This window comes from Methylobacterium sp. CM6241 (assembly GCF_054817845.1).
In genome coordinates, this window is record NZ_CM139246.1 from 299,809 (window position 1) to 320,510 (window position 20,702).

Genomic DNA, 20,702 nt, shown 5'->3' on the forward strand with positions numbered 1-20,702 from the left:
CATGACTTTGTCCGAGGATGAGCGCCATGCCATCCAAGGGTTACCCAGGACATACCGCCGCCTCGCTGCTCGCCAGGAGATCACGTCCGAGGGTCACGGTTCATCGCAATGCTCCGTCATCCTCGACGGGTGGGCGTGCCGTTTCAAAACCCTGCAGGACGGTCGGCGACAGATCCTGTCCCTGCATCTCCCAGGTGATATCCCCGATCTACAAAAGCTCCATTTGCCGGCGATGGAGCATAACCTCGGCACCCTGACGGAATGCACGGTTGCCTTCATTCCCCATCACGCTCTGCGTGGTCTGACAGAGCATTTTCCTGCCATCGCGGCGGCCCTTTGGCGGGATACTCTGCTCGACGCTGCGATCCTCCGCGAATGGATGGTCAATATCGGCCGACGCTCCTCGACGGGGCGGATCGCCCATCTGCTCTGTGAGATCTACACGAAGCTCACCGCCATCGACTTGGCGCAGGATGGTCGCTGCAGGTTTCCCCTGACCACGGGAGATCTTGCCGATGCCACCGGACTCACGGCGGGCGATGCCGGTCAGGTCCTGCGAGACTTGAGAGCCCGCGGCCTGATTTCTTTGGCCGGTAATGAACTCGTCATCGAGAACTGGCGAGCCTTGAGCGAACTCGTCGGGTTCGATCCCACCTATCTGTATCTGGCACCCAGCATGGCGGGCCGGACCGGATTACCGGATGGAGCGGCCTTCACGAAGGAGCCCTCCGTCGAGCCGGCGAATCGAGAGCGGTGCCTTCCAGACGCCATCAACGGCATTAACCAAGGTCAATGCAGGCTATAATATCAGCGTTCATAAGGATCTCTCATACTCTTTGCGCCGTGAGACCCGCGAGTTTGAAGTGAACAGGTGCATCGTTTCGGCTCTGCTTCTTGTGTCCCTCTGGACGCCGGGGACGCCTGGATCAGCCCAGGGTACGATCGCATCGGCTCAACCGAGTGGCTCCGCCAAGGTATTTCCGGTTCCGCCTTCGTCCGCAGCGCCTCCCGAAGACGGCCAATGGACGATGCCGGCCAAGAATGTCGCGAGCACCCGTTACAGTGAACTCTCCGAGATCACGCCGCAGAACGTCGGAAACCTGCGCGTCACGTTCACCTTCTCGGTGGGCGTCAATCGCGGTCAGGAATCGTCACCGCTCGTGATCGGCGGGACGATGTACGTCCTCTCGCCCTACCCCAACATCCTTTACGCGCTGGACCTGACGAAGCCGGGCGCGCCCTTGAAATGGCAGTACAATCCGAAGCCCGAGGCTGCGGCCCAGGGCGTCGCATGCTGTGATGTGGTCAATCGCGGGCCGACTTTCGCGGATGGCCATGTCTTCTTCAACACCCTCGACGGCAACGTCGTCTCGGTCGATGCCGAGACCGGGCGTGAGGCGTGGAAGACGAAGGTCGGTAACATCCACATCGGCGAGACCATGACGATGGCGCCTCTCGTCGCCAGGGGCAAAGTCTTCGTCGGTAATTCGGGCGGCGAATTCGGTGTGCGCGGCTGGATCCAGGCGCTCGACCAGCAAAGCGGCAAGGTCGCCTGGAAGGCCTTCAATACGGGGCCGGACAAGGACGTGCTGATCGGGCCTGCGTTCAAGCCATTTTACGACATGGACAAGGGCCAGGATCTCGGGGTGACGTCGTGGCCGCCCCAGGCCTGGGAGCAGGGCGGCGGCACGGTCTGGGGGTGGCTCTCCTACGACCCCGATCTCGATCTCCTCTATCACGGCACCGGCAATCCCGGTCCCTGGAACGCCGACCAGCGGCCCGGCGACAACAAGTGGACGTCCGGCATCTTCGCGCGCGAGGCGGAAACGGGTCAGGCGCGCTGGTTCTACCAGTGGAGCCCGCACGATCTCTACGATTGGGACGGGATCAACGAGCAGATCCTGCTCGACATGACCTGGCAAGGGCAGCCCAGGAAGGTGCTCGTCCGGCCGGAGCGCAACGGCTACGTCTATATCCTCGACCGGGTGACCGGCGAGGTTCTCTCGGCAAAGCCCTTCCACGCCATCACGACCACGACGGGCGTCGATCTGAAAACCGGTCGTCTGCAATACATTCCCGAGAAGAAGCCCGAGATGGGCAAGGTGATGCGCGACATCTGCCCCAACGCCTCCGGTGCCAAGGACTGGAGCCCCTCGGCCTACTCTCCCAAGACCGGCCTCCTCTACATGCCGCATACCAATCTCTGCATGGACGAGGAGCACATGCAGGCGAACTACATCGCCGGCACGCCTTATCTCGGCTCCGAGACGCGGATGAAGCCGGGGCCCGGTGGCCACCGGGGCGTTTACACCGCCTGGGACGTCGCCAACGAACGTGCGGCCTGGTCGATCAAGGAAAACTTCCCGGTCTGGAGCGGAACCCTCGTCACCGCCGGCGACGTCTCCTTCTACGGGACCATGGACGGCTGGTTCAAAGCCGTGAACGCCAGGACGGGCGAGGTCGTCTGGCAGTTCAAGACCGGCTCCGGGATCATCGGGCAGCCGACCACCTATCGGGGTCCGGACGGGCGCCAGCACGTGGCGATCCTGTCCGGCGTCGGAGGCTGGCCGGGCGTCGTCGTTTCCGCCGATCTCGACCCGCGCGACGGCACCGGTGCCCTCGGCTTCCTCAACGCCATGCGAGACCTCAAGGAGGCCACCACCAAGGGGGGAATGCTCTATGATTTCGCCCTTCCATAAGAGCGGGGCAGCCCTCCTGTGCTGCTTGGCGATGGTTGCTGCATCCGGCGCACAGGCGCGTGAGCTGCGGGTCTGCGCGGATCCTAACAACCTGCCCTTCTCGAACGAGCGCGGTGAAGGGTTCGAGAACCGCATCGTCGAACTCATCGCCAGGGATCTGAAGGCGACCGTCGCCTATACGTGGTGGGCGCAGCGGCGCGGTTTCTTGCGCAACACGATCCGCGCCGGGACATGCGATCTCGTTCCCGGCATGCCGGTGGGGCTCGGGGGACTGCGTCCGACGCGGCCATATTATCGTTCCGCCTACGTCTTCGTGTCGCGTGCGGATGGGCCGGCGGTCGCCTCCCTGGACGACCCGACCCTGGCCCGCCTCCGGATCGGGGTGCAGCTGGCCGGCAACGATGCGGCGACCACTCCGCCCGGCCTAGCCCTCGCCCGGCGCGGCCTCACCGACAACGTCCGCGGCTTCGTGCTGACCGGCGATTACGCCGAGCCCAACCCGCCGGCTCGGATCATCGACGCTGTGGCGAAGGGCGAGATCGATGTGGCGATCGCCTGGGGGCCGATGGCCGGGTATTTCGCGGCGCGATCCGATGTCCGGCTGCGAGTCACACCGGTCTCGCCGCTGATCGACGGCCCGATGCGTCCGATGGTCTTCGACATCGTCATGGGCCTGCGTCGGGAGGACGAGGCGCTCCGCCAGGAAGTCGGCGCGTCCCTCGCCGGGCGTCGCCAGCAGATCGACGCGATTCTGGCCGAGTACCACGTGCCCCGTGCCGAGGAGGCGGTCGCGCAACCCGTCGCGGCGCGATGACGGCGCGTCTGCCCGCGCTTGTCCGTCGTCAGATGATTTGGGACAGTCTGCGGTGTTCAGGAGCGGAGGTTCTGGTCCATCTGGGGTGAGAGGTTAGGCGGCCTGCGCGTGGTGGCGCAAGCGGCGATCCATCAGGGTCTGGCGCTTGATGCGTTCGCGCTCGGCCAGGATCCCTTCGCCGCGTCCAAAGTAGACGTCAGCGGGCGTGAGGTTGCTCAGGCTCTCATGGGCTCGGGCATGGTTGTAGTGTTCGACGAAGTCGGCAACCTGCGTCTCCAGCTCGCCGGGCAAGTAGGCGTGTTCGAGCAGGATGCGGTTCTTGAGCGTCTGATGCCAACGCTCGATCTTGCCCTGCGTTTGAGGATGGCATGGCGCACCGCGGATGTGGGTCATGCCCCGAATGCCGAGCCAGTCAGCCAGGTCGCTGGCGACGTAACTCGGCCCGTTGTCGGAGAGCAGGCGGGGCCGCTGCATCACCCGCGCCTGATCGAGTCCAGCCGCACCCAGCGCCAGGTCGAGCGTGGCGGTGACGTCGCTGGCCTGCATCGTCGTGCACAGCTTCCAGGCGACGATGTAGCGCGAGAAGTCGTCTAATACGGTCGACAAGTAGTACCAGCCCCAGCCAACGACCTTCAGATAGGTGAAGTCCGTCTGCCAAAGCTGGTTGGGAGCGGTGGTCTTATCGTGGAACTCGTCGGCGGCCTTGATGACGATATAGGCCGGGCTGGTGATCAGGTCCTGAGCCTTGAGCAGCCGGTAGACGGTCGCTTCCGAGACGAAGTAGCCCCGCTCGTCGGTGAAGCGTACCGCCAGTTCACGCGGGCTGAGTTCAGGCTGCTCCAAGGCCAGGGCAACGATCTGCTCGCGGATCTCCGCAGGTAGGCGGTTCCAGACCCGGCTCGGCCGCGAGGGATGGTCGCTCAACGCCTCGGGGCCGCCGCGCTGGTAAGCGTCGTACCAGCGGTAAAACGTCGAGCGCGTGATGCCGAGCTTGTCCAGGGTGGCACGCACCGGCAGGTGGGATTGCTCGACGAGTCGGATGATCTCCAGCTTCTCGGGGGCCGGGTACCTCATGCCTCGTCGCCCCCAGCCCCGCTCATGCTTTTTTTAAGCAGACGGTTCTCCAGGACGAGATCAGCTACGACCTCCTTCAGCGCCCCCGTTTCGCGACGTAGATCCCGCACCTCATCCGTGGTGGCCGCACGAGCCGTATCGCCCGACAGGCGCTTCTTGCCAGCCTCCAGGAACTCCTTGGACCAGCCGTAGTACATCGAGGCGGCGATCCCCTCACGTCGGCATAACTCGGCGATGCTGTCCTCGCCACGCAAGCCTTCCAGAACCACGCGGATCTTCTCCTCGGACGAGAACTGCCGACGTGTGGCCCGACGGATGTCCTTGATCACCGCTTCTACCGGCTTCTTGGCCGGTCCGGATGTCTGCTTCATCTTCGCTCCTCAGGGGCTACGATGAACCAGCCATCCTCCGTTCGTGAAGACCCTCAATCTGTCCCACAGGTGCTGACGTCGGACAGAAGGGCACGCCGACGACGCCCTCCTTGCCGTCCAGCACGGGCGTGTTCACGTACTGGCCGTTGATCTTAAACTCCTCGGTCACCGTCCCGCCGGCATTCCCCGACAGCGCCCCCCTGGTGACCTTCTGGAACATGGCTCGAAGCTCGGGGTCCATGTCGGGGAACCAGGTCGGGTCGGCGTAGGTGTAGGCGTTGAGGTGGTAGAGGCCGCAATACTCCATCACGTCGTAGCCCTGGGCGTTGGGCAACGCGTAGTCCGCCTCGCCGAGGTGCCACTTGCCGGTGAAGTAGGTCTTGTAGCCGCCCTGCTTCAGCATTGAACCGAGCGTCCATTCGGCCGCAGGCAGGCCACCGCCCTGACCCTGGAACGCGACCGTGGTCATGCCACTGCGGTTGGGGATGCGCCCGGTCTGCATCGCGGCGCGCCCCGGGGTGCAGCTGGGCTGGGCGTAGAAGGAGAAGAAGGTCAGCCCGTCATCGGCGAGGCGGTCGATGTTCGGCGTCGGCATGCCGCGCCCCTGTCCACCGCCATAAGGTCCGAGGTCGCCATAGCCGGTGTCGTCTGAGACGATGAGGAGGATGTTGGGCCTCTGTTGCTGCGGCGCCTGGGCGAAGGTCGGCACCGCCGGCATCGTCGTGATCAAGGCCGTCGCCCCGATCAGCGCCGCCCTCATGGACCGCTTGCGGTTTCGGCCTACGGTACCCGGCGTAAATGCTTTGTCACGGGTCATGGAACGCTCCTTTCCCTGATGATGCAGCGGAAGCCGACATGGCTCGTGGAGGTATCGACGGGCTCTGGAAGGCGCGCTGCCGGTCGGTAGCGGCTGCAGAAGTTGGGCGCGCACAGGTGCGAGCCGCCCTTCAGGACCCGACGGGGGATCCGGCTCTCGGGCTGGCTCGGATCGTAGCTTCGCTCGACCGGGCCACCGCGCGGATTTGTCGGTATGCAGCAGGCCTTCGGCGCGTCGGCCGAGTGACGATCGGTGTAGAAGTCGCTCGTCCACTCCCAGACGTTGCCGGTCATGTCGTATAGGCCGTACCCATTAGGTGGGAAGGCCTTGACCGGCGAGGTGCGCTCAAAGCCGTCCTGCGCCAGGTTCTGCCAGGGGAACTGACCCTGCCAGGTGTTGGCCATATGCTGCCCGTTCGGAGTGAAGACCTCGCCCCAGGCGAACTCCGCTTCGTCGAGGCTGCCGCGGGCGGCGAACTCCCATTCAGCCTCGGTTGGTAGGTCCTTATCCGCCCACCGCGCATAGGCGAGTGCGTCGGCGTAAGTCACGTGCACCACGGGATGGTTGTCGAGGCTGTTTATGTTGCTCTTCGGGCCGTAGGGACGTCGCCAGTTGGCCCCCTTGAGCAGGGTCCACCACTCGCCCCAGAGCCGCAGATCGACTGGTAGGTCAGGCGGTACGAACACGAGCGAGCCGGCGTAGAGCATGTGCGGCATCGCGCCGGGATGGTCCTTGGGATCCGGCGTGATCTCGGCGGCGGTACGATGGGAGGTGGCCTGAACGAACGTCTTGAACTGCCGGTTCGTAACGGGGGTCTCGTCGATCCAGAAGCTGTCCACCGTCACTCGGTGTGCCGGTGCTTCCTCCGGAAAGTGCCTGTCCGATCCCATGCGGAACGTCCCGCCGGGGATGTAGCGCATGCCCAAGCAGGTCTTGGGCTTCGTCGCTGGAGCGACTTCTTCGAAGAGCCAGGTAGACATGTCCCCTCCCGTCAGTGCGCTTCGGTGCCGGTGTGCTCCTTGGGAGGGCGAGCCAGCTTACATTTGCAGGCAAGTCAGCAGGTCGACGTAGCTTGGCGTGCCCCCGATACTCTCCTCCTGGATGCACTGGTCGCGGCGCTTCTCATCGAAGCCGGCCCATTGCTGCCCGAGTTGCGTGCGGGCCTGCGTCTCATCACGCACGCAGGTCTGGTCGGTGTTCCGGTCACCAACCTCCAGGCTCGGAGCGGCGCGACACGTGGCTTCCACGTTGTAGCGCGGAAGCTCGCCAGCCAGTGCAGCGATATTGGTCAGAAGCAGGAATGCGAGAGCTGAAGAGCGAAACATTCGGCGGCTCCTGAATTAACTCCCGCAGAAATCGCGTCGCAAGATTATCCCCAAATTTATCTCAAAGCGCAACTCATCTGTTACTATAGAAGCAGATTGAGCTAAGCCGCGAGGGTCTCACGGGTAGTCTCGGTCAGCTCGAAGGGTACAGGCCGGCCAGTCTTCTGCCGGACGATGGTGGTGCGCAGGCGGACGCCGTCGCCGAGATGGACATCGGCCACGCGCAGGCGGACGAGATCGGAGCCACGCAGTTTGCTGTCGATGGCGGTGTTGAACAAGGCGAGGTCGCGCGTGCGGCTCTCGTGCTGCAGGAGAGTGCGGATCGAATAGATGAGCTCGGGCTTTAACGGCGGCTTAGGGCCGATGAGGCGGCCGAGATTCCACGGTCGGCGGGTGGTGTCGTTGGTCGAAGTCATGATTGAACTCCGTTTGAGGAGCCATCAGCATCTCATCGCGATCGGCCCGCGCCGCAGCTGCGCGCTATGGGCTGAAGACGCGTCTTTTCCCCGAAGTAGGCGTGCTGCCACGAAAGGCATGCACTCGGCATCGGCCGCGCTTAGAAGTGACCCATGCGCGATGCTTTGTTCTCGCCGGCCGCGGCCCGCAACGCCGCCCCGATCGCCGAGGTCCTCGAACGCGTCTTCCCGCCCAGCAGTCTCGTGCTCGAGATCGCGAGCGGATCGGGCGAGCACGTCGTCCATTTCGCCCGTGCGCTGCCCGCCCTCGACTGGCAGCCAAGCGATCCCAATGAAGTGGCCCGTCGCAGCATCGTCGCCCATGCCCACGCCTCCGGGCTGGCCAACATCCGGTCGCCGTTGGCGACCGATGCGATTCGTCAGCCGTGGCCGGTGCCGCGGGTGGACGCGGTCGTCGCGATCAACATGATCCACATCGCACCCTGGGATGCGACCATCGGGCTGATGGCTGGCGCAGAAGCGGCGCTAGCGGGGGGTGGTGTGTTGTACCTCTACGGTCCTTTCCGGGAGCATGGCGCGCACACCGCGCCAAGCAACGCCACGTTCGACAACAGCCTGCGCGCGAGGAATGCCTCCTGGGGGGTCCGCGACATCGAGGCGGTCGTGGCTGCTGCAAAAGCGCATGATCTTCATCTGGCAGAGCGCATCACGATGCTGGCCAATAACCTCAGTCTGATCTTTCGCCGAGGGCGCCGAGGCTCCGCCGTTGACCGGGAGGCCGCGCCTTGACCGCTTCACGCCCAACCAGCGCGGTTGTCATCGGTGCGTCCGGCGGCATCGGTGGGGCCGTGGTCCGCGCGCTCGCCGAGGGCGAAGCCTACGCGCCGATCTTCGCGCTCTCACGCTCGGGACCATCTGTTCCCGCGGGTGTCCGACCCCTCCCGATCGACCTGAGCGATGAGACAACGGTTGCTGCGGCGGCGGCCAGGGTCGGCGAAGCCGGACCGGTGGGTCTGGTTATCGTCGCTACCGGCCTTCTTCACAGGGCGGGCGTCTCGCCTGAGAAGACGGTCAGGGCGCTCGACCCCGCCGCGATGGCCACCATTTTCGCGATCAACACGATCGGCCCTGCGCTTGTCGCCAAGCATTTCGTGCCCCTGCTTGCGCGACGGGAGCGATGCGTGTTCGCGGCCCTGTCGGCGCGGGTCGGATCGATCGGCGACAACCGACTTGGCGGCTGGTATACCTACCGTGCCTCAAAGTCGGCACTGAACCAGATCCTGCGAACGCTCGCGATCGAGGTCGCCCGAAGCCGACCGGAGGCGATCGTCGTGGGCTTGCATCCCGGCACGGTCGCCTCCGGCCTGTCGCGGCCCTTCCGGCCGGACCCGACGGCCGACGGCGTCTTCTCGCCCGAAGTGAGCGCGGCTCATCTCCTGCGCGTGTTGAACGGCCTAAGCGCGGCCGACTCCGGCAGCGTTTTCGCTTGGGACGGTTCGAAGATCCCCGCCTAAGCGCGGTTTCGGCCCAAACGGATAACGGGCAGCTGCCTCGGCCGCTACCAGGATGTGAATGTTTCCCGCAGGATGCGTGGCGCGAGCTTGACCATTGGCATACTGGTTCCTCCAACGTTTAATTAGCCTATCATCCGCCTGAAAGCGGATGAGCAGAAAGCTGTCCATTCCCTTCATAGCCATCTGATAAATTGAATAGCCCGGTAGCGGACGTTCCTAAGGTCTGAGAAGGGTCAGCTTCGGCCGACTAATAAGATCTACTTAACCAATTGACCGCCCGGAAGCAGGCGGACTGTCCTGGCGCCCGTACCGTTCTCCGTTCCGGCACGGCAGATGGTTCGCAGGCGGCCAGCCTAGTGGGCCTATCGTCGAAGGGGCGTGCCATCCGGCCGTGAGATCGATGGACGGGCGAGCCACCACGGTTAGATGCGACGCGGGTTCCGGCATGCCGCATCATGACGGCCACACGATGGGGCATCTTCGACCGCGATGGTCTCTATGAATCCTTACAGTGGGGCATCAAGGCCTTACCAACTACGAGCTTCGGGATAGGCACTGATAGGCTCATGATGCCGTTCGGCCGTAGAAACGACGAGAACCGCAAGCCCTATGGCAGCGGCATTTTCGATAAGGCCCCTGGGCACGACCAGGGAACTTGCGCGAGTCCGGTCCCCGGGCCGCTCGGCCGATACGTGTACCCGCGACGGCGTCGGCCTGGGCCCCGGTCCTGGGTGACGATTGACGGCCGACCAACGCTCATCCGCCGATTGCGAGCCGAAATGCGAACGAGGGCGGGATGCGGCAATCCGCTGGGAACGACATCTTGTCCCTTGCCATCTCACCACGCGGCAGTGTCGTCACAATGGCTCGTGCTCCCGCGCCGGCCGGGATCGAGGCGCCCCGTGTCCCGCCCTCCGAGGTGGCCCACGTCACTGCGGCACAAGCCGACATGCTGTGCATTCCGGCTACGGAGGCGAGCCCGAACAAGGTCGCATATCCGTACATTGTCCCTGCCGTTCCCCGTAGCTCAGGCTGCGTCGGGCATGCGGTCAAGGAACTTGTCGAGGGTAAGCGGGTATTCCCGCACCCGGATACCCGTCGCGTTGTAAACGGCGTTTGCCACCGCCGCGCTGACGCCGCAGATGCCGAGCTCGCCCACGCCCTTGGCTTTCATCGGCGAAGAGATTGGATCGACCTCGTCGAGGAAAATCACATCCTGGTGCGGGATATCGGCATGTACCGGCACCTCGTATCCGGCGAGGTCGTGGTTAGCGAAGAAGCCGCGTTTAGTGTCGACCGCAAGCTCCTCCATCAGCGCAGCACCAACACCCATAGTCATGCCGCCAATGACCTGGCTGCGGGCCGACTTCGGGTTGAGTATGCGACCGGCGGCGCAGACCGCAAGCATGCGCCGGACCCGGATCTCCGCCGTGTGGACATCGACGCCCACCTCGACGAAATGGGCTCCGAACGTTGATTGCTGATAGGTCTTAGAGAGTTCGCCGAACTCGATGGCGTCCTCGACCGTCAGCCCTCCCCGCGCCGCTTCGCCGAGCGGCACTGCGCGGTTTCCGGAGCGGACCTGGCCGTCCTCGAAGACTGCGTCGGCCGAGTTGATGCCAAGACGCTGCGCCACGGCCTCGCGCAGCTTCACGCAGGCCGCGTAGACCCCGGACGTCGAGGAGTTGGCGCCCCATTGGCCACCCGATCCCGCCGAGGCGGGGAAATCGGAGTCCCCCAGCCGCACCACGACCTTGTCCAGCGGGACGCCCATCATCTCGGCGGCCGTCTGGGCGATGATGGTGTAGGTACCCGTTCCGATGTCGGTCATGTCGGTTTCAACCGTGACCGTCCCTTGTTCATCCAGACGAACGCGTGCGCCGGACTTCATCACCATGTTGTTGCGGAACGCGGAGGCGACCCCGACACCAACGAGCCACTGCCCGTCCCGGACGGAGCCAGGTTTGGCATTGCGCTTCGCCCAACCGAACCTAACAGCCCCCAGCTTGAGGCACCCGACGAGGTCACGATGCGAGAAGCGGCGATCCGGGGCGTGGGGGTCGACCTGGGTGTCGTTGCGAACGCGGAACTCCACGGGGTCGATCCCTAGCTTTTCTGCCATCTCGTCCATGGCGACTTCCAGGACCATCAGGCCCGGAGCCTCGCCGGGCGCGCGCATCGCGTTGCCCTCGGGCAGGTCGAGGAGTGCGAGCTTCATCGCCGTGAGCCGGTTGGCGCCCGCGTAGAGAAGCTTCGTCTGGCTCACCGCCGTCTCGGGATCGCCGTCGGGCAGGTTGCCGGAGGTGCTCTCGTGGGCGATGGCCGTGATGGTGCCGTCCTTCGTCGCCCCGATGCGCACGCGCTGGATAGTGGCGGGCCGATGGGTGGTGTTGTTGGCGATGAGGGGACGGGTCAGTGCGACCTTCACCGGCCGTCCCGCCGCCTTGGCACCGAGCGCCGCGAGGACCGCGTCGGCGCGCACGAACAGCTTGCCGCCGAATCCGCCGCCCACGTAGGGAGATTCGATCCGCACGTTCGCCTTCGGAATACCAAGGGTCTTGGCCATGCTTTCATGGGCCCAGGTGATCATCTGGTTCGAGGTCCAGAGCGTGACCTTGTCGCCCTCCCATGCCGCGACGGTCGCGTGCGGCTCCATCATCGCGTGGCTCTCGTCGGCGGTCGCGTAGATCTCGTCGAACGTGACCTGTGCCTTTGCGAAGGCACCCTCAAAATCACCGACACGCTCCTCGCCGTTGCCACCGCTGCCCTCGCCGCTGTCGCCCTTCACCGGCTTCGCAGACTTCGCTTCGGCGGCCAGGTCGAACTTCCCCGTTTCAGGGGTATAATCGACCGTGATCAGGAAGGAGGCCGCGCGGGCCTGCTCGAAGGTCTCGGCCACCACCACGGCGATGGCCTGGTGGTAGTGCTGAACCTGGTCGCCGCCGAACAAGTAGGCCGTGTTCATTGTGCCCCGTTCCATTCGGGGCGTTTCGAGCGTCGTCACGATGGCGAGGACACCTGGGGCCGTCCTGGCAATGGAGGTGTCCATGCCGCGAATGCGGCCCTTGGCAATGCCGGCACCGAGCACGTAGCCGTAGGCCTGGCTCGGCGTCACGTCATGGCGTTCGTAGGCGTAGGGCGCGGTGCCAGTGGTTTTGTACTTGCCGTCGATCCGGTCGGTCGGCTGGCCAACGACCTTAAGACGGTCGATGGGGTTCTGGCCTGCGGGGGTGTCGAACTTCATGGCTCAGGCCCTCGCTTCGTGGATCGCCGCCATGAGCGTACGCTCGGCGAGCTTCAGCTTGTAGGCGTTCTGGTGAGTAGGCTTGGCCCCGGCGAAGGCCTTGTCGGTCACGGCCTTGGCGCCGCGTGGCAGATCACCCTCTGCCGCCTCGACGCGCCATGGCTTGTGCGAGACGCCACCGAATGCTGCCCGACCCGTGCCGTCCGGCTGCAGCACTGCAGCGACCGAGACGAGGGCGTATGCGTAGGAGGCCCGGTCGCGGACCTTGCGGTAGACATGCGTGCCGCCCAACGGCTTCGGCAGGGTAACGGCGGTGATGAGCTCGCCGGCCTTGAGGGTCGTGTCGATCTCGGGCCGGTCGCCGGGCAGGCGGTGGAATTCCGCCATCGGGATTTTTCGCGATGAGCCGTTGGCATCCACGGTCTCGACGGTAGCGTCGAGCACCCGCATAGCCACCGCCATGTCACCCGGGTGGGTGGCGATGCAGGCCTCGCTGCCGCCGATCACCGCTAACTGGCGCGAGACCCCGTCCAGGGCCGAGCAGCCAGAGCCGGGCTGGCGCTTGTTGCAGGCCTGGGCCGTGTCGTAAAAGTATGGGCAGCGGGTCCGCTGGAGCAAGTTGCCGGCGGTGGTGGCTTTGTTGCGCAGCTGGCCCGACGCGCCCGCCAGGAGCGCGCGGCTGAGCACGGCGTAGTCCTTGCGGACCCGGGCATCGGCGGCCAGATCCGTGTTACGCACCAGGGCACCGACCCGGAGGCCGCCCTCGGGCGTCGGTTCGATGGTGTCCAGGCCTAGGCCGTTCACGTCGACGAGGTGCGCCGGTGTCTCGATCTGTAGCTTCATCAGGTCAAGCAAGTTCGTGCCGCCGGCAATGAACTTCGCGTTCGGGGTGCGCGCGACGGCGGCGGCCGCCTCGTGGGGCGAGCTTGGGTGCTCGTAGGTGAAGGACTTCATACGGGCCTCCCGGCAACCTCGGTCATCGCCTCGACGATGTTGGAATAGGCGCCGCAGCGGCAGATGTTGCCGCTCATGCGCTCCCGGATCTCGGCCTCTGTCACCTGGAGGGTGGCATTGAGATCGGCGGTGACGTGGCTGGGGATGCCGGCCTTGATCTCGGCGAGCACGGCCACGCCGGAACAGATCTGGCCCGGGGTGCAGTAGCCGCACTGGTAACCGTCATGCTTAATGAAGGCCGCCTGCATTGGGTGTAGATTCTCGGGCTGGCCGAGTCCCTCGATGGTGGTGATCTCGGCGCCCTGGTGCATCACCGCGAGGGTAAGACAAGAGTTGATACGCCGCCCATCGACGATCATCGTACAGGCGCCGCACTGGCCGTGGTCGCAGCCCTTCTTGGAACCGGTCAGATGCAGGTGCTCACGGGCGGCATCGAGCAGGCTCGTGCGGGTGTCGAGCTCAAGGTCGCGGCGCTGGCCGTTCACCGTCAACGACACCTTCGTCAGCACCGGCTTGTCGATGCTCACGGGGGCGGCGCCCGCCGCCGAGGGTACGGCCGCGAGGGCTGCCGTGGCGGATGCTCCCACCATCAAGTCTCTCCGATTCAATTCATGATCTCCAGATCGTCCCATCTCGGCCTCCGTAGGGATGCGGGGGCGGCGCTTCGAACCGTCCGGCGCGAGCGGGTTGTGCGGAGGAAACACTCACACCTTGGATAGGCTCCAATGTACGGCGCACGATCTCGTCGATTTGCCCTGCAAACCCACATAGGGTCATGCGCGTGGACTATGGGGCCGGATCGGCACGCCGCAGGTGCAGGATCAACCCCTTCGGATGCGCGCGCCGGGGACCGTCGATTGCGCGTGAGAACCTGACCGACCTCCGGTCCTTTGCGACGGTATCGCCGCAGGACAGCTTCGCCCTTGCCGCGGCACGACTGGGCGTGCCCCAATCGGCCCTGAGTCGCGCCATGACGGATCTTGATGAACAGCTCGGGATGCGGCTGCTGACCGATCCACGCGCGGTGTCTTCCCGACCGAGGCGAGCAAGCGTCCGCTGGACGTCGTCGGTTCCCAGTTCGCGCAGGTCGAGGTCGAGCTCACTGCCCTGGCCGAGATGAAGGACAAGCCCGCGGGAAACATGAGAGTCCCAGCGCCCGAGCACGCGTCCAAGACGTTCCTGTGGCCAGTCCTGCATCCGCTCTTGTCGTACTAACCCAGCATCAACATCGTCGCCTTCGTCTGCCTCATGCTTAAACAGGTCGCTCAACTGGCACGGTTCATAACAGCCTCTAGCTTCGGGTAGGCGCTAATTAATCGACGGTCACCTGGGTGAACACGACGGTCTCAAGCTTGACCGACCGCGAAAACTTAACCCGCGACGTCTGCTGTCCGACAGTTTGGCTCACTAGGTGAAGCTCGAAACCCATTCCTCCTTCAGACGGATAGATGCGACCCGCCCAGCTCCTGATTGTGTGCGATGCTCCTGATGCCGTCACGAAACCAATCACGTTGCCTTCCGCCATACCGACCAGTATGCGACCACGATGCGGCGGCATCGCCTCCGCTTGGCCAGCAGCATACGTGCCGGATACCGCCTCCCCGAATTGCCATAGTCGGAGCTCGGCACCGGCCGCGCTGCGCCACGTCCCTTCAAACATCGATGCGTCCACACCTGCTCGCTCAGCCGACGCAGATTCGCGGCACACGAGATATGTGCATCGGTATATCGATGTCGGCTATGTTTCCCAAGAAGCCGAGAAGAACTCCTCCGATCTGCGACCGTCTCTAACGCGCAGCTTGGGCGATTTCATGGAATATCGCCCCATCGGAATTTGCTAAGTAACTCATCCACCCTGCAAACATCTGCTCGGCGGATTATACCACCGGCGTATAAGCACGCTCGAAGGGGCCGTCACGACCGACCAATACGTTCCGTACAAGGCTGGAACGCAGCGGTCCTCGTTCGTTCGTATGCGAGTAGATTCCAATTTCTAGGCTGGTCCAACGCTAGCCCACTCGACCACCGCGAGGTTGTATGAGCCTGCCCGCCAAATCGCTTGCACCGAGCCGTCTGCGGCTCGTCGTCGAACTCGTGAACCGGGGTCCAGTGATGCCCCATGATAACGAGCATCTGGCTCACCACCGCCCTGCAAAGCTCAAGCTCGTCACTTCCCGGTCGGTCCCGAGCCATGCTCCCAGGGCTTGCCCCCGCAACGCAGCGCCAGTTCGAAACCATTGCAAAAGCGATATACCATATGAAATATATCGCGTATTAACGGGTAGCCAGAGGCAGAATGCCGAGTTACCGAAACAACGGGCACGCCATGCACCGCCTTTTTGCACCCTTGCGAGCCCAACCATGACCGAGCTTCCCATCCTCCCGGCGACCGATCAGGCGCATGCTGTGACGCAAGCCTATGTTGAGCAGGCCAAGCCGCCACTCACGCAAGAGTTGATTGAGCGGCTTCAAAGCGTACTGACCGAGGCCCTCGATTCAAAAGGCAAGTCGGGATCGGACGAAAGCCCGACGGACCGTCTCAACGCCGCCCTGGACGCTTTCGAGTCGGAACTTCGGTCCATCGTCGGCCCACGGGTCGCGTCGCTGGAGACGTCCACCGGTGCTGTGACGATGGAACATCGCTCCGAAGCCGGTCAGCCGCTACGTGCCTTTGGTGGCCAATAGGCAGCGCTCGTACCAATCACCGCAAGAACGAATGGAAACCGGATCGCCCATGAGTGAGGCACCAGGGACAGTCAGGAATTTTTCTCATCCTGGCACGGGACGCAACAAGGTCCGAGCCGTGCCAAAGGGCCGTCAGGTCGAGCCGAATGCCAAAGTCGAGATTGAGCAACTCCTTGGGACGCGCTCGCGCCAACGCGACCTGCTGATCGAGCATCTCCATCTGATCCAGGATACCTACGGCCAGATCGGGGCACACCATCTCGCGGCGTTGGCGGACGAGATGGACCTCGCCTTCGCCGAGGTTTTCGAGACGGCGACGTTCTACGCCCATTTCGACGTGGTGAAGGAGGGCGACGCCGACATTCCGCAACTGACTGTCCGCGTCTGCGACAGCATCACCTGCGCGATGTTCGGCGCCGACGACTTGCTGACAACGCTCCAGCGGGAGCTTGCGTCGGACCGGGTCCGTGTCGTGCGTGCCCCATGCGTCGGCCTCTGCGACCACGCGCCCGCCGTCGAGGTCGGGCATAACTTCCTCCACAAGGCCGACTTTGCATCCGTGCGGGCGGCCGTCGAGGCCGGTGACACCCACGCCCATCTGCCCCAATACATCGACTACGACGCGTACCGGGCGACCGGCGGATACGCGACGCTGGACCGTCTCCGAGGCGGCGACCTTTCCATAGACGACATATTCCAAGTGCTCGACGACGGCGGCTTGCGTGGCCTCGGCGGCGCGGGTTTCCCGACGGGGCGCAAGTGGAGATCGGTGCGCGGCGAACCTGGGCCGCGGCTGATGGCGGTCAACGGCGACGAGGGTGAGCCTGGCACCTTCAAGGATCAGCTCTACCTCAACACCGACCCACACCGCTTCCTCGAAGGCATGCTGATCGGCGCCCACGTGGTCGAGGCCACGGACGTCTATATCTACCTTCGCGACGAGTATCCGATCTCCCGTGAGATCCTGACCCAAGAAATCGCCCGGATTCCTACCGGCGGACCGCGCATCCATCTGCGCCGCGGGGCCGGGGCCTATATCTGCGGCGAGGAATCCTCACTGATCGAGTCGCTCGAAGGCAAGCGAGGGCTGCCACGGCATAAACCGCCCTTCCCGTTCCAGGTCGGTCTGTTCAATCGTCCGACCCTCATCAACAACATCGAGACGTTGTTCTGGGTGCGCGACCTGATCGAACGCGGCGCTGGCTGGTGGAAGAGCCATGGCCGTAACGACCGTCTCGGCCTGCGCTCCTATTCGGTGTCCGGGCGCGTGAGGGAACCCGGTGTGAAGCTGGCGCCCGCCGGCCTCACCATCCAGGAACTCATCGATGAGCATTGCGGCGGCATGCTGGAGGGCCATACGTTCTCGGCCTACCTGCCGGGCGGCGCGTCCGGCGGTATCCTGCCGGCGTCGATGAACGACATCCCGCTCGATTTCGGCACACTTGAAAAATACGGCTGCTTCATCGGATCGGCGGCCGTCGTTGTCATGTCCGACCGGGACGACGTTCGGGGGGCCGCCCTGAACCTAATGCGATTCTTCGAGGACGAGAGTTGCGGGCAATGCACGCCCTGTCGCTCCGGCACCCAGAAGGCCCGTATCCTGATGGAGGATGGCGTCTGGGACACCGAGCTTCTGGGGGAACTTGCCCAATGCATGCGCGACGCCTCGATCTGCGGGTTGGGCCAGGCGGCCTCGAACCCCCTAAGCAGCGTCATTCGGTTCTTCCCCGATCTTTTTCCTGCTCCCAAGGCGCTGGCTGCCGAATGATGGTCACGATTACCCTTTCCACGCGCAAGCCAGGAGCGGACGCATGAGCAACGCCCCCGAAACGCACGACGATACGTCCGTAAGGCACAAAATCCGGGCCGACGGCGCGCAGGATGCCGGCGGCCCTGCGCAGGGGTCGAAACCCGAGGCGGGCGGCGCCTATTCGCAAGGGGCGAAATCGGGGGGGCAGGCCGCCCCTGATCCGACCGGGACGTTCGGCTTGAGGGACGGCCCGGTCGCCCCGTCGTCGATTGCGTTCGAGCTCGATGGTCGGCAGGTCGAGGCTCAGCCCGGCGAAACCATCTGGGCGGTGGCCAAGCGGATCGGGACGCACATCCCGCACCTTTGCCACAAGCCCGACCCAGGCTACCGCCCGGACGGCAACTGCCGTGCTTGCATGGTCGAGATTGAGGGCGAGCGCGTGCTCGCCGCCTCGTGTAAGCGTACCCCCGCCATCGGCATGAAGGTGAAGTCGGCATCCGAGCGGGCGACCAAGGCCCGAGCGATGGTGCTCGAACTGCTCGTCGCCGACCAGCCGGAGCGCGAGACCTCGCACGATCCAACGTCGCATTTCTGGGTGCAGGCCGACTTCCTCGACGTCACGGAAAGCCGTTTCCCGGCGGCCGAGCGCTGGACCGGAGACTTCAGCCACCCTGCCATGAGCGTCAACCTCGACGCGTGCATCCAGTGCAATCTCTGTGTCCGGGCCTGCCGCGAGGTGCAGGTCAACGACGTTATCGGCATGGCCTACCGCTCCGCCGACGCCAAGGTCGTGTTCGACTTCGATGACCCCATGGGCGGCTCGACCTGCGTCGCCTGCGGCGAGTGCGTCCAGGCCTGCCCGACCGGCGCGCTGATGCCCTCGGCCTACCTCGATGCCGAACACAATACCCGAACGGTCTATCCCGACCGGGAGGTCACCTCGCTGTGCCCGTATTGTGGCGTCGGCTGCCAAGTCTCCTACAAGGTCAAGGACGAGCGGATCGTCTACGCCGAGGGTGTGGACGGGCCGGCGAACCATAACCGGCTCTGCGTGAAGGGGCGCTTCGGCTTCGACTACATCCACCACCCCCATCGCCTAACGGCACCGCTGATCCGACTCGACAATGTCCCGAAGGACGCCAACGACCAGGTCGATCCCGCCAATCCATGGACGCATTTTCGCGAGGCAACTTGGGAGGAGGCGCTCGACCGGGCAGCCGGTGGGCTGACCAAGGTCCGCGACACGCACGGGCGCAAATCGCTCGCCGGATTCGGCTCCGCCAAGGGTTCGAACGAGGAAGCGTATCTCTTCCAGAAATTAGTCCGGCTCGGCTTCGGCTCGAACAACGTCGACCATTGCACACGCCTGTGCCACGCGTCCTCAGTTGCCGCACTGATGGAAGGCCTGAACTCCGGTGCCGTTACTGCACCATTCTCGGCGGCGCTGGACGCCGAGGTCATCATCGTGATCGGTGCCAACCCGACCGTGAACCACCCGGTCGCGGCGACCTTCCTGAAGAACGCCGTGAAGCAGCACGGCGCCAAGCTGATCGTCATGGACCCGCGTCGTCAGGTTTTGTCGCGGCATGCCTTTAAACACCTCGCCTTTAAGCCGGGCTCTGACGTCGCGATGCTGAATGCGATGCTCAACGTGATCGTCACGGAGCGGCTCTACGACGAGCAATACATCGCGGGTTACACCGAAAACTTCGAGGCGCTGAAGGAGAAGATCGTCGACTTTACGCCAGAGAAGATGGCTCCGGTCTGTGGCATCGACGCCGAGACCCTGCGCGAGGTCGCCCGCCTCTACGCAAGGGCTAAGTCCTCGATCATCTTCTGGGGCATGGGCGTCAGCCAGCACGTCCACGGTACCGACAACGCACGCTGTCTCATAGCGCTCGCGCTCATTACCGGGCAGATCGGGCGCCCAGGTACGGGGCTACACCCGCTCCGAGGCCAGAACAACGTCCAGGGCGCGTCTGACGCAGGCCTGATCCCGATGGTCTACCCGGACTACCAGTCCGTCGAGAAAGAGGCGGTACGCAAGCTCTTCGAGGAGTTCTGGGGGCAGTCCCTCGATCCGAACAATGGCCTGACCGTTGTCGAGATCATGCGCGCGATCCATGCGGGCGAAATCAAGGGCATGTTCGTTGAGGGTGAGAATCCGGCTATGTCGGACCCTGACCTCAACCACGCCCGTCACGCGCTGGCGATGCTCGACCACCTCGTCGTGCAGGACCTGTTCCTGACCGAAACCGCGTTCCACGCCGACGTTGTTCTGCCGGCTTCGGCCTTCGCCGAGAAGGCCGGCACTTTCACGAACACCGACCGTCGCGTTCAGATCGCCAAACCCGTGGTCTCGCCGCCGGGTGACGCTCGCCAGGATTGGTGGATCATTCAGGAACTCGCCAATCGGATGGGGCTTGTGTGGAATTATGGCGGGCCCGCCGACATCTTCGCCGAGATGGCGCAGGTGATGCCATCGTTCAACAACATCACCTGGGAGCGCCTGGAGCGAGAGGGCGCCGTGACCTACCCGGTCGACGCGCCAGACAAGCCCGGAAACGAGATCATCTTCTACGCCGGCTTCCCGACCGAGAGTGGCCGGGCCAAGATCGTACCGGCGGCCATCGTACCGCCTGACGAGGTGCCGGACGCAGAATACCCGATGGTGCTCTCGACCGGCCGGGTGCTGGAGCATTGGCATACCGGATCGATGACGCGGCGTGCGGGCGTCCTCGACGCACTCGAACCGGAGGCGGTCGCCTTTCTGGCACCAAAGGAGCTTTACCGACTCGGCCTCGAACCCGGCGATACGATGAGACTGGAAACGCGACGGGGCGCTGTCCACTTGAAGGTTCGATCCGACCGAGACGTACCAGTCGGCATGATCTTCATGCCGTTCTGTTACGCCGAGGCCGCGGCAAATCTTCTGACCAATCCGGCACTTGATCCGATGGGCAAGATTCCGGAGTTCAAGTTCTGTGCGGCTCGAGTATCTGCCGTCGGTGTAGCGCATATGGCGGCGGAATAGCTGCT

Annotated in this window: 16 protein-coding genes and 2 pseudogenes; 9 read left to right on the forward strand and 9 right to left on the reverse strand. The window is 64.4% G+C overall.

Annotated elements, in window-relative coordinates; all coding sequences use genetic code 11:
- Position 1: 1 nt before the first annotated feature.
- From ACYQR9_RS01375 to ACYQR9_RS01385, 3 genes are all read left to right on the forward strand, one after another.
- A complete protein-coding gene (locus ACYQR9_RS01375) occupies positions 2-805 on the forward strand; it encodes a Crp/Fnr family transcriptional regulator (protein ID WP_461229704.1) in 804 nt (267 codons plus the stop codon).
- A gap of 136 nt (positions 806-941) precedes the next feature.
- Positions 942-2,699 (forward strand): methanol/ethanol family PQQ-dependent dehydrogenase, encoded by a 1,758-nt coding sequence (locus ACYQR9_RS01380; RefSeq protein WP_461229705.1) that lies wholly within the window; start codon positions 942-944, stop codon positions 2,697-2,699.
- Complete coding sequence (locus ACYQR9_RS01385; RefSeq protein ID WP_461228441.1) at positions 2,680-3,513, forward strand: substrate-binding domain-containing protein; 834 nt, start codon at positions 2,680-2,682, stop codon at positions 3,511-3,513. The genes ACYQR9_RS01380 and ACYQR9_RS01385 overlap by 20 nt, the downstream gene beginning before the upstream one ends.
- A 93-nt stretch (positions 3,514-3,606) precedes the next feature.
- Here the strand turns inward: ACYQR9_RS01385 and ACYQR9_RS01390 are convergent.
- From ACYQR9_RS01390 to ACYQR9_RS01410, 5 genes and pseudogenes are all read right to left on the reverse strand, one after another.
- Positions 3,607-4,958, reverse strand: a protein-coding gene (locus tag ACYQR9_RS01390; protein WP_461227848.1) for an IS3 family transposase whose coding sequence is annotated in 2 segments (ribosomal slippage) — positions 3,607-4,622 and positions 4,622-4,958 — 1,353 coding nt in all. Because the reading frame shifts where the segments join, the coding sequence is not laid out codon by codon here.
- Between the two features lie 85 nt (positions 4,959-5,043).
- Positions 5,044-5,775: pseudogene (locus tag ACYQR9_RS01395) on the reverse strand (sulfatase-like hydrolase/transferase); the annotation flags it as partial.
- Positions 5,772-6,755: a formylglycine-generating enzyme family protein gene (locus ACYQR9_RS01400; RefSeq protein WP_461228442.1), complete on the reverse strand. Its 984-nt coding sequence runs from the start codon at positions 6,753-6,755 to the stop codon at positions 5,772-5,774. The gene ACYQR9_RS01400 and the pseudogene ACYQR9_RS01395, both read right to left, overlap by 4 nt.
- Positions 6,756-6,812: 57 nt before the next feature.
- Positions 6,813-7,100, reverse strand: coding sequence for a hypothetical protein (locus ACYQR9_RS01405; RefSeq protein WP_461228443.1), 288 nt, complete (start codon positions 7,098-7,100; stop codon positions 6,813-6,815).
- Positions 7,101-7,204: 104 nt separating this feature from the next.
- Positions 7,205-7,516 (reverse strand): annotated as a pseudogene (locus tag ACYQR9_RS01410) (integrase); the annotation flags it as partial.
- Positions 7,517-7,669: 153 nt separating this feature from the next.
- Here ACYQR9_RS01410 and ACYQR9_RS01415 point away from each other — a divergent pair.
- Together ACYQR9_RS01415 and ACYQR9_RS01420 are read left to right on the forward strand one after the other, a co-directional pair.
- Positions 7,670-8,305, forward strand: coding sequence for a DUF938 domain-containing protein (locus ACYQR9_RS01415; protein WP_461228444.1), 636 nt, complete (start codon positions 7,670-7,672; stop codon positions 8,303-8,305).
- Positions 8,302-9,030: an SDR family NAD(P)-dependent oxidoreductase gene (locus ACYQR9_RS01420; RefSeq protein ID WP_461228445.1), complete on the forward strand. Its 729-nt coding sequence runs from the start codon at positions 8,302-8,304 to the stop codon at positions 9,028-9,030. Before ACYQR9_RS01415 ends, ACYQR9_RS01420 begins: the two co-directional genes overlap by 4 nt.
- A 1,027-nt stretch (positions 9,031-10,057) precedes the next feature.
- Here ACYQR9_RS01420 and paoC read toward each other — a convergent pair.
- Genes paoC through paoA form a run of 3 tightly spaced genes read right to left on the reverse strand, consistent with a single transcriptional unit; the run spans position 10,058 to position 13,818 of the window.
- Positions 10,058-12,274: an aldehyde oxidoreductase molybdenum-binding subunit PaoC gene (gene paoC / locus ACYQR9_RS01425; protein ID WP_461228446.1), complete on the reverse strand. Its 2,217-nt coding sequence runs from the start codon at positions 12,272-12,274 to the stop codon at positions 10,058-10,060.
- Between the two features lie 3 nt (positions 12,275-12,277).
- Positions 12,278-13,228: an FAD binding domain-containing protein gene (locus tag ACYQR9_RS01430; protein WP_461222260.1), complete on the reverse strand. Its 951-nt coding sequence runs from the start codon at positions 13,226-13,228 to the stop codon at positions 12,278-12,280.
- Positions 13,225-13,818: an aldehyde dehydrogenase iron-sulfur subunit PaoA gene (gene paoA, locus ACYQR9_RS01435; RefSeq protein WP_461228447.1), complete on the reverse strand. Its 594-nt coding sequence runs from the start codon at positions 13,816-13,818 to the stop codon at positions 13,225-13,227. Before paoA ends, ACYQR9_RS01430 begins: the two co-directional genes overlap by 4 nt.
- Positions 13,819-14,003: 185 nt before the next feature.
- Here paoA and ACYQR9_RS01440 point away from each other — a divergent pair, with 185 nt between their 5' ends.
- A complete protein-coding gene (locus tag ACYQR9_RS01440) occupies positions 14,004-14,348 on the forward strand; it encodes a helix-turn-helix domain-containing protein (protein ID WP_461222258.1) in 345 nt (114 codons plus the stop codon).
- A gap of 192 nt (positions 14,349-14,540) precedes the next feature.
- On the opposite strand, the gene ACYQR9_RS01445 is transcribed toward ACYQR9_RS01440, so the two are convergent.
- The gene (locus tag ACYQR9_RS01445) at positions 14,541-14,888 is read right to left on the reverse strand and encodes an avidin/streptavidin family protein (RefSeq protein ID WP_461228448.1); all 348 of its coding nucleotides are present in this window, start codon (positions 14,886-14,888) and stop codon (positions 14,541-14,543) included.
- A 701-nt stretch (positions 14,889-15,589) separates the two neighbouring features.
- On the opposite strand from ACYQR9_RS01445, the gene ACYQR9_RS01450 reads away from it, so the two are divergent.
- The 3 genes from ACYQR9_RS01450 to fdhF are packed head-to-tail and all read left to right on the forward strand — an operon-like array spanning position 15,590 to position 20,697.
- Positions 15,590-15,913, forward strand: a complete 324-nt coding sequence (locus tag ACYQR9_RS01450; RefSeq protein ID WP_461228449.1) for a hypothetical protein — start codon at positions 15,590-15,592, stop codon at positions 15,911-15,913.
- 49 nt (positions 15,914-15,962) lie between these two features.
- Positions 15,963-17,681: an NAD(P)H-dependent oxidoreductase subunit E gene (locus ACYQR9_RS01455; protein ID WP_461228450.1), complete on the forward strand. Its 1,719-nt coding sequence runs from the start codon at positions 15,963-15,965 to the stop codon at positions 17,679-17,681.
- Positions 17,682-17,724: 43 nt separating this feature from the next.
- Positions 17,725-20,697 carry a formate dehydrogenase subunit alpha gene (fdhF, locus tag ACYQR9_RS01460; RefSeq protein WP_461222254.1) on the forward strand — a complete coding sequence of 991 codons (2,973 nt, stop codon included), beginning with the start codon at positions 17,725-17,727 and terminating at the stop codon, positions 20,695-20,697.
- The last annotated feature ends 5 nt before the right edge of the window (positions 20,698-20,702 follow it).